A 16,030-nucleotide genomic window follows, 5' to 3' on the forward strand; every position below is an offset into this window, starting at 1 on the left:
GGCTAGTTTCCTAGTTTGCTCTTTGATTTTTATTGAGTATTAGATGTATAGTGCATTGAAGTTAAAATAGTATACTTTGGTTTCTAAGACATTGTTAGAAATTAGATTAAATTCCTTAATCGATTTGCGCATGTTTTATTTTATTTCACTATACTTTAGATTGAAAAATAAGGAATCACATAAATCGCAAGAAATAGGGAATCTGATTCGTGTTTATAACCGTTCAAAAAGAGAGGAAGCTGAAAGTGAGCCACTTAATCTTTATGTCGAAGATGAAAAGGGCAATCTCCTGGCAGGTTTGATAGTAGAGACTTTTAGAAATTGGCTAGAAATCGAGTATTTATTTGTAAAAGAGGAACTGAGAGGGCAAGGAATCGGTTCAAAACTATTGCAGCAAGCAGAAACTGAAGCTAAGAATCGAAACTGTCGTTTTGCCTTTGTCAATACCTACCAGTTTCAAGCTCTTGATTTTTATAAAAGGTATGGCTACAAGGAAGTCTTTAGGTTACAAGACTATCCCTACATTGGGCAAAGATATTATTAGCAAAAGAATCTGTAAGGTGAGTATGGAGGTATAATACAAAGAGAGGCTCGCACATAAGTATGGTGGTGGACTGATGTATATGAGTAACTATCGATAAATACCAGTTATAACCTAGAAATTGTGTCTTTCTGGGCAATATTGGGTACAATGCAATGGCAGCTGAGAAATTGGGAATCAAGGCTTATCGGGTTAAGAAAAGAAGTGATGTGGTTGATATCTTAAAACAATTTATTTAAACTAAAAACTTTCTATCTTTTTAAATTGACATTAATCCGAGATTCCCCTCTCGAGTTTTTCAGAATAGAGTGAAATCCGAAAGAAAATGGAAATAATTTTTATTAAACGCTTCCAATAGCGGTTAAAAGTTGACAAATTTAAATTTTAGGACTACACTAAGTAAGTAAATTTTATTTTAAAGGAGAATTCGTTATGAATTTAACATTTTTAGGCTTATGTATTGCCTGTATGGGCGTATCTGTCGGTGAAGGTTTATTGATGAATGGACTGTTTAAATCAGTAGCACGCCAACCAGATATGCTTTCTGAGTTTCGTAGTTTGATGTTTTTAGGTGTTGCCTTTATTGAAGGAACTTTCTTTGTAACTCTTGTCTTCTCATTTATTATCAAATAAATACATGGAACGAGAAGAAAAGGGAGGATTTTAGATGGAAGAAAGTATTAATCCAATCATCTCTATTGGTCCTGTTATCTTCAATCTGACTATGTTAGCCATGACCTTGTTGATTGTGGGAGTTATTTTTGTCTTTATTTATTGGGCAAGCCGCAATATGACCTTGAAACCCAAAGGAAAGCAAAATGTACTTGAGTATGTCTATGACTTTGTTATTGGATTTACAGAACCTAACATTGGTTCGCGCTACATGAAAGATTACTCACTCTTTTTCCTTTGTTTATTTCTTTTCATGGTGATTGCCAATAACCTTGGCTTAATGACAAAGCTTCAAACGATCGATGGGACTAACTGGTGGAGTTCGCCAACCGCTAATTTACAGTATGACTTAACCTTATCTTTTCTTGTCATTTTGTTGACACATATAGAAAGCGTTCGTCGTCGTGGATTTAAAAAAAGTATAAAATCTTTTATGAGTCCTGTTTTTGTCATACCGATGAATATCTTGGAAGAATTTACAAACTTCTTATCTTTGGCTTTGCGGATTTTTGGGAATATCTTTGCAGGAGAGGTCATGACGAGTTTGTTACTTCTTCTTTCCCACCAAGCTATTTATTGGTATCCAGTAGCCTTTGGAGCTAATTTGGCTTGGACTGCATTTTCTGTCTTTATTTCCTGCATCCAAGCTTATGTCTTTACTCTTTTGACATCTGTGTATTTAGGGAATAAGATTAATATTGAAGAGGAATAGAAAGGAGTAACTGATGCACGTAACAGTAGGTGAATTGATTGGTAATTTTATTTTAATCACTGGCTCTTTTATTCTTTTGCTAGTCTTGATTAAAAAATTTGCATGGTCTAATATTACAGGCATTTTCGAAGAAAGAGCTGAAAAAATTGCTACTGATATTGACAGTGCTGAAGAAGCCCGTCAAAAAGCAGAAGTATTGGCTCAAAAACGCGAAGATGAATTGGCTGGTAGCCGTAAAGAAGCCAAGGCAATCATTGAGAATGCGAAAGCAACAGCTGAGAAAAGTAAGGCTAGTATTTTAGTAGATGCTAAACTAGAAGCAGGACGCTTAAAAGAAAAAGCAAACCAAGAAATTGCTCAAAACAAAGCTGAAGCTTTACAAAGCGTTAAGGGTGAGGTAGCAGATTTGACCATCAGCCTAGCTGGTAAAATCATCTCACAAAACCTTGACGGTCATGCCCATAAAGAACTCATTGATCAGTATATCGATCAGCTAGGAGAAGCTTAATGGACAAGAAAACAGTAAAGGTAATTGAAAAATACAGCATGCCTTTTGTCCAATTGGTACTTGAAAAAGGAGAAGAAGCCCGTATCTTTTCAGACTTGACTCAAATCAAGCAAATTGCTGAAGAAACAGGTTTACCTTCTTTTTTAAAAAAAGTGACAGTAGATGAGTCTGACAAGAAAAAAACGATTGCTTTTTTCCAAGACTCTGTGTCACCTTTATTACAAAACTTTATCCAGGTTCTGGCCTACAATCACAGAGTAAATCTTTTTTATGATGTGCTTGTAGATTGCTTGGACCGACTTGAAAAAGAAACAAATCGATTTGAAGTGACGATTACTGCTGCTCATCCTCTAACTGATGAACAAAAGAGTCGTTTGCTCCCTTTGATTGAGAAGAAAATGTCTCTGAAAGTAAGGAGTGTAAAAGAACAAATCGATGAAAGTCTCATTGGTGGTTTTGTTATTTTTGCCAATCACAAGACAATTGATGTGAGTATTAAACAACAACTTAAAGTTGTTAAAGAAAATTTGAAATAGAAAGTGGTGTTCTTTTGGCAATTAACGCACAAGAAATCAGCGCTTTAATTAAGCAACAAATTGAAAATTTCAAACCTAATTTTGATGTGACTGAAACAGGTGTTGTAACCTATATCGGGGACGGTATCGCGCGTGCTCACGGCCTTGAAAATGCCATGAGTGGAGAGTTGTTGATTTTTGAAAACGGCTCTTATGGTATGGCTCAAAACTTGGAGTCAACAGACGTTGGTATTATCATCCTAGGTGACTTTACAGATATCCGTGAAGGCGATACAATCCGCCGTACAGGGAAAATCATGGAAGTCCCAGTAGGTGAAAGTCTGATTGGTCGTGTTGTGGATCCGCTTGGTCGTCCAGTTGATGGTCTTGGAGAAATCCACACTGATAAAACTCGTCCAGTAGAAGCGCCAGCTCCTGGTGTTATGCAACGTAAGTCAGTCTCAGAACCATTGCAAACTGGTTTGAAAGCTATTGACGCCCTTGTACCGATTGGTCGTGGTCAACGTGAGTTGATTATCGGTGACCGTCAGACAGGGAAAACAACCATTGCGATTGATACAATCTTGAACCAAAAAGATCAAGATATGATCTGTATCTATGTTGCAATTGGACAAAAAGAATCAACAGTTCGTACGCAAGTAGAAACACTTCGTCAGTACGGTGCCTTGGATTACACAATCGTTGTGACAGCCTCTGCTTCACAACCATCTCCATTGCTCTTCCTAGCTCCTTATGCTGGGGTTGCCATGGCAGAAGAATTTATGTACCAAGGTAAGCATGTTTTGATTGTATACGATGATTTATCAAAACAAGCGGTAGCTTATCGTGAACTGTCACTCTTGCTTCGTCGTCCTCCAGGTCGTGAAGCCTTTCCAGGGGATGTTTTCTATCTTCACAGCCGTTTGCTTGAGCGCTCAGCTAAAGTTTCTGATGAACTTGGTGGTGGATCAATTACAGCCCTACCATTTATCGAGACACAAGCAGGAGATATCTCTGCCTATATCGCAACCAACGTGATTTCAATCACTGATGGACAAATCTTCCTTGGCGATGGTCTCTTCAATGCGGGTATTCGTCCAGCTATCGATGCGGGTTCATCTGTATCTCGTGTAGGTGGTTCTGCGCAAATCAAAGCTATGAAGAAGGTTGCTGGTACACTTCGTATCGACCTTGCTTCATACCGTGAGTTGGAAGCCTTCACTAAGTTTGGTTCTGACTTGGACGCAGCAACACAGGCTAAGTTGAACCGTGGACGTCGTACCGTTGAGGTCTTGAAACAACCTGTTCACAAACCATTACCTGTTGAGAAACAAGTAACCATTCTTTATGCTTTGACACATGGTTTCTTGGATACTGTTCCAGTAGATGATATTGTTCGTCTCGAGGAAGAGTTCCATGCCTTCTTTGATGCTCAACATCCAGAGATTTTGGAAACCATTCGTGATACAAAAGACTTGCCAGAAGAAGCAGTCTTGGATGCTGCGATTACAGAGTTTCTCAATCAATCTAGCTTCCAATAAGAATAGAGGTGTCAGATGGCAGTATCTCTAAATGATATTAAAACAAAAATCGCCTCAACAAAAAATACGAGTCAAATCACTAATGCCATGCAAATGGTATCGGCTGCTAAGCTTGGTCGCTCTGAAGAAGCAGCTCGCAACTTCCAAGTTTACGCTCAGAAGGTTCGCAAGCTCTTGACAGATATCCTTCATGGTAATGGAGCTGGTGGTTCAACTAATCCCATGTTGATTAGTCGTCCAGTTAAGAAGACAGGCTACATCGTCATTACTTCAGACCGCGGTTTGGTTGGAGGTTATAATTCCTCTATTCTGAAAGCCGTTATGGAGTTGAAAGAAGAATACCACCCAGACGGTACAGGTTTTGAAATGATCTGTATTGGTGGAATGGGAGCTGATTTCTTTAAGGCTCGTGGTATTCAACCACTTTATGAATTACGTGGCTTGGCAGACCAACCTAGCTTTGATCAAGTTCGTAAGATTATTTCAAAAACTGTTGAAATGTACCAAAATGAACTTTTTGATGAGCTCTATGTCTGCTACAACCACCATGTCAACACGCTAACCAGTCAAATGCGTGTGGAACAAATGCTTCCGATTGTTGACTTGGATCCAAATGAAGCGGATGAAGAATATAGCTTGACCTTTGAATTGGAAACCAGTCGTGAAGAAATTTTGGAGCAGTTGTTGCCACAGTTTGCAGAAAGTATGATTTACGGTGCCATTATCGATGCCAAGACAGCTGAAAATGCTGCAGGTATGACCGCCATGCAAACAGCGACAGATAATGCTAAGAAAGTCATCAATGATTTGACAATTCAGTATAACCGTGCCAGACAGGCGGCGATTACACAAGAAATTACAGAAATTGTAGCAGGAGCTAGTGCCTTAGAATAGGCTCTAGTCCAGCTCGTATGAAAATGAACTTATACTCAATGAAAATCAAAGAGCAAACTAGGAATCTAGCCGCAGGCTGCTCAAAACATTGTTTTGAGGTTGCAGATAGAGCTGACGTGGTTTGAAGAGATTTTCGAAGAGTATTAGGACCTAGTTGAGCTAGGAACCGACAGTATCTTATATAGAATAGGAGAAGGAGATGAGTTCAGGTAAAATTGCTCAGGTTATCGGTCCTGTTGTAGACGTCTTGTTTGCAGCAGGGGAAAAACTTCCTGAGATTAACAATGCACTTGTCGTCTACAAAAATGACGAAAGAAAAACAAAAATCGTCCTTGAAGTAGCCTTGGAGTTGGGAGATGGTATGGTCCGTACTATCGCCATGGAATCAACAGATGGGTTGACTCGTGGAATGGAAGTATTGGACACAGGTCGTCCAATCTCTGTACCAGTAGGTAAAGAAACTTTGGGACGTGTCTTCAACGTTTTGGGAGATACCATTGACTTGGAAGCTCCTTTTACAGAAGACGCAGAGCGTCAGCCAATTCATAAAAAAGCTCCAACTTTTGATGAGTTGTCTACCTCTTCTGAAATCCTTGAAACAGGGATTAAGGTTATCGACCTTCTTGCCCCTTATCTAAAAGGTGGTAAAGTTGGACTTTTCGGTGGTGCCGGAGTTGGTAAAACCGTCTTGATTCAAGAATTGATTCACAACATTGCCCAAGAACACGGTGGTATTTCAGTATTTACTGGTGTTGGGGAACGTACTCGTGAGGGGAACGACCTTTACTGGGAAATGAAAGAATCAGGCGTTATCGAGAAAACAGCCATGGTATTTGGTCAGATGAATGAGCCACCAGGAGCACGTATGCGTGTTGCCCTTACTGGTTTGACAATTGCTGAATACTTTCGTGATGTAGAAGGCCAAGATGTGCTTCTCTTTATCGATAATATCTTCCGTTTCACTCAGGCTGGTTCAGAAGTATCTGCCCTTTTGGGTCGTATGCCATCAGCCGTTGGTTACCAACCAACCCTTGCTACGGAAATGGGTCAATTGCAAGAACGTATCACATCAACTAAGAAGGGTTCTGTAACCTCTATCCAAGCTATCTATGTGCCAGCGGATGACTATACTGACCCTGCGCCAGCAACAGCCTTTGCTCACTTGGATTCAACAACCAACTTGGAACGTAAGTTGGTACAATTGGGTATTTATCCAGCCGTTGACCCACTTGCTTCAAGTTCACGTGCCTTGGCACCTGAAATCGTTGGAGAAGAGCACTATGCAGTTGCTGCTGAAGTAAAACGCGTTCTTCAACGTTACCATGAGTTGCAAGATATCATTGCTATCCTTGGTATGGATGAGCTTTCTGATGAAGAAAAGACCTTGGTTGCTCGCGCCCGTCGTATCCAGTTCTTCTTGTCACAAAACTTCAACGTTGCAGAACAATTTACTGGTCAGCCAGGTTCTTATGTCCCAGTTGCTGAAACTGTACGTGGCTTTAAGGAAATCCTTGATGGTAAATACGACCACTTGCCAGAAGATGCCTTCCGTGGTGTAGGTTCTATCGAAGATGTGATTGCAAAAGCTGAAAAAATGGGATTTTAAGAGGTGACCTATGGCTCAGTTAACTGTCCAGATCGTGACACCAGATGGTCTCGTCTATGATCACCATGCCAGCTATGTATCGGTTCGAACTCTGGATGGTGAGATGGGGATCTTGCCACGACATGAAAATATGATTGCGGTTTTAGCAGTTGATGAAGTAAAGGTAAAACGTATTGATGACGAAGATCACGTGAACTGGATTGCAGTAAACGGTGGCGTTATTGAAATTGCCAATGATATGATTACAATCGTTGCTGACTCTGCAGAACGTGCTCGTGATATCGATATCAGTCGTGCAGAACGTGCCAAACTTCGTGCAGAACGTGCAATTGAAGAAGCACAAGACAAACACTTGATTGACCAAGAACGTCGTGCGAAGATTGCACTGCAACGTGCCATTAACCGTATTAATGTCGGAAATAGACTATAAGAAAAAATGAACTTGAAAATTCCAAGTTCATTTTTTTATGGTGTTTTATACTCAATAAAAATCAAAAAGCAAACATAGGAAGTTAGCCATAGGTTGCTCAAAACACAGTTTTGAGGTTGTGGATAGAACTNNTTGAAGAGATTTTTGAAGAGTATTAAGGAGCAAAACGGATGCAGACTGCTTCGGGAACATGGAAGTCGTTGGAGAGTTCTGCTAGACGACCATTGTCACAATTACGTTTAAAGACAGTTGCATTGTCAGAGTCTTGATGGACAGCAATGAGAAATTTTTGGTCGGGTGTCAAATCAAAATCACGTGGGGTCTGACCATGTGTTGGAACGATTTCTAATAACTCTAAGCTACCGTCCGCAAGGATGGTATATACTGCGATAGAATCATGGCCACGGTTAGAAGCGTAGAGATATTTACCATCTTTTGAGAGACGAATAGCAGCAGTTCCATTAAAGCCTTCGTAAGCTTCTGGTAAAGTTGAAATAACCTGCATACGTTCAAATTCGCCAACACCATCGTAGATTAAAACCTCGATAGTACTATTGAGTTCACAAATGAGATAAGCAATTTTATAATGGTTATGGAAAACGATATGACGAGAACCAGCTCCAGGAATACTATTGTAGGTATAGAGTTTAGACAGTTTCCCTTCTTGATCAAGGTCATAAGTGATAACTTGGTCAGTACCCAAATCACAGGTCACTAGATAGTGGTCAGGTGTTAAGTCTGTAAAGTGAACATGAGGAGATGCTTGATTTTCATGTGGACCTTGGCCCCTGTGTTGATCTACATCACTAAGTAGAAGACGACCATCTTCCTGACGTTTATAAACAAGAACCTGTCCTTTGTGGTAGTTGGCTGCATAGACCAAATTACGCTTTTCATCGACAGCAACATAACAGTGGGGGGCTCCTTTTTCAACGACGTGATTTAATAAAGTCCCGTCAGTTTGATAGGCTGCAATCCCTCCCTTATCGTCTTGACTACCAACAGTGTATAGGTGTTGGTGCTGGTCAAAGGCAAGGTAGGTTGGACTTGGCTCAGCTGCAAAAAGTTCTAGATTTGAAAGCTGACCAGTTTCTGTATCAAAGTCAGCCTTGTAAATCCCTTGGGAAGTACGACGTGTATAAGTTCCAAAATAAACAGTTTCTTTCATAACGTTACCTCTATATAAAGATAAGACTATTATATCACAAAAACAAGCCAATTAAAGACATCCAATTAGATGTAAGCACTTTAAAAAAGAGTTATTTTGATTTAAAAATGGTATAATGAGAGAACGATAGAAAGGAAGTATTTATGGAGCAAAAAGAGAAACATTTTAGCCTATCTTGGTTTTTTAAGTGGTTTTTAGATAACAAGGCCACTACGGTATTTTTAGTAACCTTATTATTGGGACTCAATCTTTTTATTTTAAGTAAGATTAGTTTTCTATTTTCACCTGTTTTAGACTTTTTAGCAGTTGTGATGTTACCAGTCATTCTGTCTGGTTTGTTATATTATTTGTTGAATCCTATTGTTGATTGGATGGAGAAGCATAAGGTTAATCGTGTTATAGCTATCACTATTGTCTTTGTCATCATCGCTCTCTTTATCATTTGGGGCTTGGCAGTCGCCATTCCAAATCTGCAACGTCAGGTTTTGACCTTTGCAAGAAACGTTCCTGTTTACTTAGAAGATATAGATAGGATTGTCAATGGCTTGGTAGCCCAGCACCTGCCAGATGATTTCAGACCTCAGTTAGAGCAGGTTTTGACAAACTTCTCTAGCCAGGCTACAGTTTGGGCAAGTAAGGTTTCATCTCAGGCAGTCAACTGGGTGAGTGCCTTTATTAGCGGGGCTTCTCAAGTGATTGTTGCCTTGATTATCGTTCCTTTCATGCTCTTTTATCTCTTGCGTGATGGGAAAGGCTTGCGTAACTATTTGACCCAATTTATGCCGACAAAATTGAAGGAACCTGTTGGACAAGTTTTATCCGATGTGAATCAACAGTTGTCCAACTATGTTCGAGGGCAAGTGACAGTGGCTATTATTGTAGCGGTAATGTTTATGATCTTTTTCAAGATTATCGGTCTACGTTATGCGGTTACGCTTGGTGTTACTGCTGGTATTTTAAATCTGGTTCCTTATCTTGGTAGCTTCCTAGCCATGCTTCCTGCCCTAGTTTTGGGCTTGATTGCTGGGCCAGTCATGCTTTTGAAAGTAGTGATTGTCTTTATCGTAGAACAAACTATTGAAGGTCGTTTTGTCTCTCCATTGATTTTGGGAAGTCAATTAAACATCCATCCCATTAATGTTCTCTTTGTCTTGTTAACTTCAGGTTCCATGTTTGGCATCTGGGGAGTTTTACTTGGTATTCCAGTTTATGCCTCTGCTAAGGTTGTCATTTCAGCCATTTTTGAATGGTATAAGGTAGTCAGTGGCCTATATGAACTAGAGGGAGAGGAAGGGAAGAGTGAACAATAGTCAACAGATGTTACAGGCTTTGGAGGAACAAGATTTAGCCAAGGCTGAGCATTATTTCGCCAAAGCTTTAGAAAATGATTCAAGTGACCTTCTGTATGAGTTGGCAACTTATCTTGAAGGAATTGGCTTCTATCCTCAGTCCAAGGAGATTTACCTGAAAATCGTAGAGGATTTTCCAGAGGTTCATCTTAATCTAGCTGCAATTGCTAGCGAGGATGGTCAAATCGAAGAAGCCTTTGCTTATCTTGAGGAAATCCAAGCTGACAGTGACTGGTATGTTTCGGTTTTGGCTCTAAAAGCAGACCTTTACCAGATGGAAGGTTTGACAGATGTGGCGCGTGAGAAATTGCTGGAGGCTTTGAGTTATTCAGATGATCCTCTCTTGATATTAGGATTGGCAGAATTAGATAGTGAGTTGGAAAATTACCAAGAGGCCATTCAAGGCTATGCCCAGTTAGATAATCGCTCGATTTATGAGCAAACAGGCATTTCTACCTATCAACGGATTGGCTTTGCCTATGCCCAGTTAGGGAAATTTGAAACGGCCACAGAGTTTTTAGAAAAAGCTCTGGAGTTAGAATACGATGACCTAACAGCTTTTGAGTTGGCCAGCCTTTACTTTGATCAAGAAGAATACCAAAAGGCTGTCCTCTACTTTAAGCAACTTGATACCATTTCTCCTGACTTTGAAGGCTATGAGTATGGCTACAGTCAGGCCTTACATAAGGAACATCAAGTTCAAGAAGCCCTGCGTATCGCTAAGCAAGGCTTGGAGAAAAATCCCTTTGAAACTCGCCTTTTGCTGGCTGCTTCACAATTTTCTTATGAACTGCATGATGCTAGTGGTGCAGAAAATTATCTCCTTACTGCAAAAGAAGACGCTGAGGATACAGAAGAAATCTTGCTTCGTTTGGCAACTATTTATCTGGAGCAGGAGCGTTATGAGGATATTCTAGACTTGCAAAGTGAGGAGCCAGAAAATCTTTTGACCAAGTGGATGATTGCTCGCTCTTATCAAGAAATGGACGATTTGGATACTGCCTATGAGCATTACCAAGAGTTGGCAGGAGATTTGAAGGACAATCCCGAGTTTCTGGAACGCTATATCTATCTCTTGCGTGAATTGGGACATTTTGAAGAAGCCAAAGTCCATGCGAAAGCTTACTTAAAACTGGTTCCAGATGATGTGCAAATGCAAGAACTGTTTGAGAGATTGTAAGAATGTTTAAACATATAGAACTGTAGTTTATCTCTTTTGATAGCTACGGTTTTTATTTGTATATGATAGAATTTTTTTGCAAAAATGGTTGGTTATTTTGTTTATTCATGCTATAATAGGAACAATTACTTTTAGGAGGTGCAGTATGTCTTATTTATTTGAGATATTACCGAGTTTACTGAATGGTGCGAGCACGACTGTACAGGTCTTTGCACTGGTCTTGCTATTTTCGATTCCTTTGGGCGTTTTGATTGCCTTTGCCTTGCAAGTCCATTGGAAGCCCCTCCATTATCTGATTAACATTTACATCTGGGTTATGCGAGGAACCCCCTTACTCTTGCAACTGATTTTTATTTATTATGTGCTCCCAAGTATTGGGATTCGTTTGGATCGCCTTCCTGCAGCTATTATTGCCTTTGTTTTGAATTATGCGGCTTACTTTGCAGAAATTTTCCGTGGGGGAATTGACACTATTCCAAGAGGACAGTATGAGGCAGCCAAGGTCTTGAAGTTTAGTCCCTTTGCCACAGTGCGCTATATTATCTTGCCTCAAGTGACCAAGATCGTTCTTCCTAGTGTCTTTAACGAAGTTATGAGTTTGGTCAAGGATACTTCTCTGGTATATGCTCTAGGAATTTCTGATCTTATCTTGGCGAGTCGAACAGCTGCCAACCGTGATGCTAGTCTGGTTCCTATGTTCTTGGCAGGAGCTATTTACTTGATTTTAATTGGGATTGTGACAATTATTTCCAAAAAAGTTGAGAAGAAGTATAGTTATTATAGATAGGAGGCTGCCATGTTAGAATTACGAAATATCAATAAAGTCTTTGGAGACAAACAAATCCTGTCTGATTTCAGTCTAAATATTCCTGAAAAGCAAATTCTAGCTATCGTTGGACCTTCTGGTGGAGGTAAGACAACTCTTTTACGTATGCTTGCAGGTCTTGAAACCATTAATTCAGGGCAAATCTTTTATAATGGACAACCTTTAGAGCTGGATGAATTGCAGAAGCGCAATCTACTGGGATTTGTCTTCCAAGATTTTCAACTGTTCCCTCATTTATCAGTTCTGGACAATTTGACCTTATCGCCTGTGAAGACCATGGGAATGAAGCAGGAAGAGGCTGAGAAGAAGGCGCGTGGACTCTTGGAACAGTTAGGACTAGGAGGACACGCAGATGCCTATCCCTTCTCACTATCTGGTGGTCAGAAGCAGCGGGTGGCTTTGGCGCGTGCTATGATGATTGACCCAGAAATCATTGGCTACGATGAACCAACTTCTGCCCTGGATCCAGAATTACGCTTGGAAGTGGAAAAACTGATCTTGCAAAATAGGGAACTTGGCATGACCCAGATTGTGGTAACCCATGATTTGCAGTTTGCTGAAAATATCGCAGATGTATTATTGAAAGTAGAACCTAAATAGGAGGAAAAATGGATGAAAAAATGGATGCTTGTATTAGTCAGTCTGATGACTGCTTTGTTCTTAGTAGCTTGTGGGAAAAATACTAGCGAAACTAGTGGAGATAATTGGTCTAAGTACGAGTCTAACAAGTCTATTACTATTGGATTTGATAGCACTTTTGTTCCAATGGGATTTGCTCAGAAAGATGGTTCTTATGCAGGATTTGATATTGATTTAGCTACAGCTGTTTTTGAAAAATACGGAATCACAGTAAACTGGCAACCGATTGATTGGGATTTGAAAGAAGCTGAATTGACAAAAGGAACGATTGATCTGATTTGGAATGGCTATTCCGCTACCGACGAACGCCGTGAAAAGGTAGCATTCAGTAACTCATATATGAAGAATGAGCAGGTATTGGTTACGAAGAAATCATCTGGTATCACGACTGCAAAGGATATGGCTGGAAAGACATTAGGAGCTCAAGCCGGTTCATCTGGTTATGCGGACTTTGAAGCAAACCCAGCGATTTTAAAGGATATTGTCGCTAATAAGGAAGCGAATCAATACCAAACCTTTAATGAAGCCTTGATTGATTTGAAAAATGATCGAATTGACGGTTTATTGATTGACCGTGTCTATGCAAATTATTATTTAGAAGCAGAAGGCGTTTTAAACGATTATAATGTCTTTACAGTTGGACTAGAAACAGAAGCTTTTGCGGTTGGAGCCCGTAAGGAAGATACAACCTTGGTTAAGAAGATAAATGAAGCTTTTTCTAGTCTTTACAAGGACGGTAAATTCCAGAAAATCAGCCAAAAATGGTTTGGAGAAGATGTGGCAACCAAAGAAGTAAAAGAAGGACAGTAATATAAAATAGTGGCTGAGACTGCGTTTTGATTAGCAAAACGTAGTTTTTTGTAATCTAGGAAAACGATAATAGCGATTGAATCTGGATAATTGAATATGGAATAGCCCACTGTGATTTCTAAACCATTGTTAAAAATTGATTTGATTTCCAAAATTAAAATGTTCTGTAATGAAATGCTGATGTAACTATTTTAGGAACAATAAAACGCATAATATCAAGGTTTTTGCACCTTATATTATGCGTTTTTGTGATTTTAAAACTTGTTAGCTGATTTTTTACAATCCTGCGAAATCTTTGATTTCTTGTGCTGACATTGAAGAGTCGCAACGGACATTGATTTGTCCATCTGCAACGTGAACAAATCCTGGTACAGTTGGAATTCCGTAGCGTGAACGGAATGCTTGCAACTCATCGAGTTGGCTTGGTTCTTCACTGTTGATGAAGTAGATGTGAGCTTTAGTTTCAGCTACTACACCTGCCAATGTACTAGCAAATTTACGGCAGTAAGGGCAAGTTTTGCGACCAATAAAGAAGGTTGCAGTTTCTTTTTTATCAAGAGCTTCTTGCGCACGCGCAACTGTAGTGACTTCAAGGTCTTTGATATTATCTAAAAATTGTTCCATGAGATTACCTCGCTTTCATTGATAAGTCTAGTATGCCATAAAGTTTCTAAAATTGCTCAGATTTGATACGAAAAAAAGATGAGATTGGTTGGTCTCATCTTTTATAGGGCCTTATTTTACAAAAGCATTGATTTCTGCTTCGATGTTAGCAATCTTAGCTTGTGATTCTTCGTTGGTTTCCCCTACAACTGCAATGTAGAACTTGATTTTTGGTTCTGTCCCTGAAGGGCGAACGGCAATCCATGAACCGTCAGCAAGTGTGTATTTCAACACATCACTTGGAGGAGTTGTCAAGTTTGTAACAGTACCGTCAGCAGCAGTAGCAGTTTGAGCCTTGAAGTCTTCTACGACAGTGATAGCTGTTGTATTCCATTCTTTTGGAGCATTGTTGCGGAATTTAGCCATAATTGCTTTGATTTGTTCAGCACCATCAACACCAGAAAGAGTAACAGAGATAGTCTTTTCTGCGTAGTAGCCGTATTCTTTGTAGATTTCTTCGATACCGTCAGCAAGTGTCAAACCACGAGAACGGTAGTAGGCAGCAAGTTCAGCAACGACTAGAACGGCTTGGATAGCATCTTTATCACGTACGAATGGTTTAATCAAGTAACCGAAGCTTTCTTCAAATCCCATCATGTAAGTGTGATTGTGTTTTTCTTCGAATTCTTGGATTTTTTCAGCGATAAATTTGAAACCTGTCAAAACGTTGAACATAGTTGCGCCGTAGCTTTCAGCGATCTTCGTTACCAAGTCAGTTGATACGATAGATTTACAGAGGGCTGCATTTTCAGGAAGAGTTCCAGCATTTTTGTGGGCTTCCAAGATGTATTTAGCCATGATAGCACCGATCTGGTTACCTGAAAGGTTGAGGTAGCTACCATCTTTTTGAAGAACTTCAACACCAACACGGTCAGCATCAGGGTCAGTTGCCACAAGAACATCTGCACCAACTTGACGACCAAGTTCTTCAGCAAGAGCAAAAGCTGCTTGGCTTTCTGGGTTTGGAGATTTTACAGTTGAGAAGTCTGGGTCAGCAGTTGCTTGCGCTTCAACAACTTGAACAGAGTCAAATCCTGCTTGGGCAAGAGCGCGACGAGCCAACATTTCACCAGTACCATGAAGTGGTGTGTAGACAATCTTCATGTCTTTACCAAATTCTTCAATCAAGGCTGGGTTGATGTTTACGTCCTTAACTTCTTTAAGGTATTCTACGTCAACAGCTTCGCCGATAACTTCAATCAAGCCAGAAGCTTTTTCAGCTTCCACATCAGCAACTTCTACCGCAAATGGGTTTTCGATTGCACGGATATAAGTAGTCAAAGCGTCTGCGTCGTGTGGAGGCATTTGTCCACCGTCTTCACCGTAAACCTTGTAACCGTTAAATGGAGCAGGGTTATGGCTAGCTGTGACCATGATACCTGCGAAACAGTTGAGGTGACGAACTGCAAATGATAGTTCTGGAGTTGGACGAAGGCTTTCAAATACGTAAGATTTGATGCCGTGTTTAGCAAGAACTGCCGCAGATTCAAAGGCAAACTCTGGTGAGAAGTGACGGCTATCGTAGGCAATTGCTACACCGCGTTCTTTCTCGTTTCCACCTTTTGACTCAATCAAACGAGCCAATCCCTCAGTAGCTTGGCGAACAACGTAGATGTTGATACGGTTTGTACCAGCACCAATCAAGCCACGCATACCTGCAGTACCAAATTCAAGATTTGTATAGAAGGCATCTTCCTTAGTTTTTTCATCCATATTTTCCAAATCTTGACGAAGATAGTCAGGAAGCTCCGCAAAATCAACCCATTTCTGGTAATTTTCTTGGTAAGACATTCAAATTCTCCTTTATTTTTAAAACATTTAATCAGTTTGATTATATCATTTTTTTTAGTTTTAGTAAAACCTTATCTGCTTCGAAAATCTCTTCAAACCAGGTCAGATTGAATTTGGGGTTTATACGATGTTGAGGCTAGGAAAAATTCAATCTCAGTAAAAAAGTAAGTCTTCTCATAATAAAA

At 39.9% G+C, this 16,030-nt stretch carries 17 protein-coding genes; 14 read left to right on the plus strand and 3 right to left on the minus strand.

Translation table 11 applies throughout. The features are described 5' to 3' along the window. The first annotated feature begins 130 nt into the window (after positions 1-130). The 9 genes from HT701_RS10715 to HT701_RS10755 all read left to right on the plus strand — a co-directional run bounded on the left by HT701_RS10715 (position 131) and on the right by HT701_RS10755 (position 7,419). Positions 131-544 (plus strand): GNAT family N-acetyltransferase, encoded by a 414-nt coding sequence (locus tag HT701_RS10715; RefSeq protein ID WP_000499170.1) that lies wholly within the window; start codon positions 131-133, stop codon positions 542-544. A 429-nt stretch (positions 545-973) separates the two neighbouring features. Next, complete coding sequence (locus tag HT701_RS10720; protein ID WP_001054562.1) at positions 974-1,174, plus strand: F0F1 ATP synthase subunit C; 201 nt, start codon at positions 974-976, stop codon at positions 1,172-1,174. A gap of 34 nt (positions 1,175-1,208) precedes the next feature. After that, positions 1,209-1,925: a F0F1 ATP synthase subunit A gene (gene atpB / locus HT701_RS10725; RefSeq protein ID WP_000392851.1), complete on the plus strand. Its 717-nt coding sequence runs from the start codon at positions 1,209-1,211 to the stop codon at positions 1,923-1,925. Positions 1,926-1,938: 13 nt separating this feature from the next. Further along, the gene (gene atpF, locus HT701_RS10730; RefSeq protein WP_112444247.1) at positions 1,939-2,433 is read left to right on the plus strand and encodes a F0F1 ATP synthase subunit B; all 495 of its coding nucleotides are present in this window, start codon (positions 1,939-1,941) and stop codon (positions 2,431-2,433) included. Next, entirely contained in the window at positions 2,433-2,969 is a 537-nt protein-coding gene (locus HT701_RS10735) for a F0F1 ATP synthase subunit delta (protein ID WP_000359025.1), read from the plus strand. The genes atpF and HT701_RS10735 overlap by 1 nt, the downstream gene beginning before the upstream one ends. Before the next feature lie 14 nt (positions 2,970-2,983). Continuing rightward, positions 2,984-4,489: a F0F1 ATP synthase subunit alpha gene (atpA, locus tag HT701_RS10740; protein ID WP_138705589.1), complete on the plus strand. Its 1,506-nt coding sequence runs from the start codon at positions 2,984-2,986 to the stop codon at positions 4,487-4,489. Positions 4,490-4,504: 15 nt separating this feature from the next. Continuing rightward, a complete protein-coding gene (locus HT701_RS10745) occupies positions 4,505-5,383 on the plus strand; it encodes a F0F1 ATP synthase subunit gamma (RefSeq protein WP_000301223.1) in 879 nt (292 codons plus the stop codon). 199 nt (positions 5,384-5,582) lie between these two features. Beyond that, positions 5,583-6,989: a F0F1 ATP synthase subunit beta gene (atpD, locus tag HT701_RS10750; protein ID WP_000094360.1), complete on the plus strand. Its 1,407-nt coding sequence runs from the start codon at positions 5,583-5,585 to the stop codon at positions 6,987-6,989. Between the two features lie 10 nt (positions 6,990-6,999). Beyond that, entirely contained in the window at positions 7,000-7,419 is a 420-nt protein-coding gene (locus HT701_RS10755; protein WP_000068041.1) for a F0F1 ATP synthase subunit epsilon, read from the plus strand. 154 nt (positions 7,420-7,573) lie between these two features. On the opposite strand, the gene HT701_RS10760 is transcribed toward HT701_RS10755, so the two are convergent. Further along, entirely contained in the window at positions 7,574-8,587 is a 1,014-nt protein-coding gene (locus HT701_RS10760) for a lactonase family protein (RefSeq protein ID WP_172931520.1), read from the minus strand. A 143-nt stretch (positions 8,588-8,730) separates the two neighbouring features. Here HT701_RS10760 and HT701_RS10765 point away from each other — a divergent pair, with 143 nt between their 5' ends. From HT701_RS10765 to HT701_RS10785, 5 genes are all read left to right on the plus strand, one after another. Then, positions 8,731-9,897, plus strand: a complete 1,167-nt coding sequence (locus HT701_RS10765) for an AI-2E family transporter (RefSeq protein ID WP_172931521.1) — start codon at positions 8,731-8,733, stop codon at positions 9,895-9,897. Further along, positions 9,887-11,116 (plus strand): tetratricopeptide repeat protein, encoded by a 1,230-nt coding sequence (locus HT701_RS10770; protein WP_172931522.1) that lies wholly within the window; start codon positions 9,887-9,889, stop codon positions 11,114-11,116. The genes HT701_RS10765 and HT701_RS10770 overlap by 11 nt, the downstream gene beginning before the upstream one ends. Before the next feature lie 145 nt (positions 11,117-11,261). Then, entirely contained in the window at positions 11,262-11,903 is a 642-nt protein-coding gene (locus HT701_RS10775; RefSeq protein WP_031222863.1) for an amino acid ABC transporter permease, read from the plus strand. A gap of 9 nt (positions 11,904-11,912) precedes the next feature. Continuing rightward, positions 11,913-12,542 (plus strand): amino acid ABC transporter ATP-binding protein, encoded by a 630-nt coding sequence (locus tag HT701_RS10780; protein ID WP_172931523.1) that lies wholly within the window; start codon positions 11,913-11,915, stop codon positions 12,540-12,542. A gap of 12 nt (positions 12,543-12,554) precedes the next feature. Further along, the gene (locus HT701_RS10785) at positions 12,555-13,391 is read left to right on the plus strand and encodes an amino acid ABC transporter substrate-binding protein (protein ID WP_172931524.1); all 837 of its coding nucleotides are present in this window, start codon (positions 12,555-12,557) and stop codon (positions 13,389-13,391) included. A gap of 276 nt (positions 13,392-13,667) precedes the next feature. On the opposite strand, the gene HT701_RS10790 is transcribed toward HT701_RS10785, so the two are convergent. Both HT701_RS10790 and HT701_RS10795 read right to left on the minus strand, forming a co-directional pair. Then, a complete protein-coding gene (locus HT701_RS10790) occupies positions 13,668-14,015 on the minus strand; it encodes a PedC/BrcD family bacteriocin maturation disulfide isomerase (protein WP_172931525.1) in 348 nt (115 codons plus the stop codon). A gap of 111 nt (positions 14,016-14,126) precedes the next feature. Then, positions 14,127-15,845 carry a phospho-sugar mutase gene (locus tag HT701_RS10795; RefSeq protein ID WP_004254235.1) on the minus strand — a complete coding sequence of 573 codons (1,719 nt, stop codon included), beginning with the start codon at positions 15,843-15,845 and terminating at the stop codon, positions 14,127-14,129. Between the last annotated feature and the right edge of the window lie 185 nt (positions 15,846-16,030).

It is taken from the genome of Streptococcus sp. 10824, from assembly GCF_013276595.1.
GTDB lineage: Bacteria > Bacillota > Bacilli > Lactobacillales > Streptococcaceae > Streptococcus > Streptococcus pseudopneumoniae.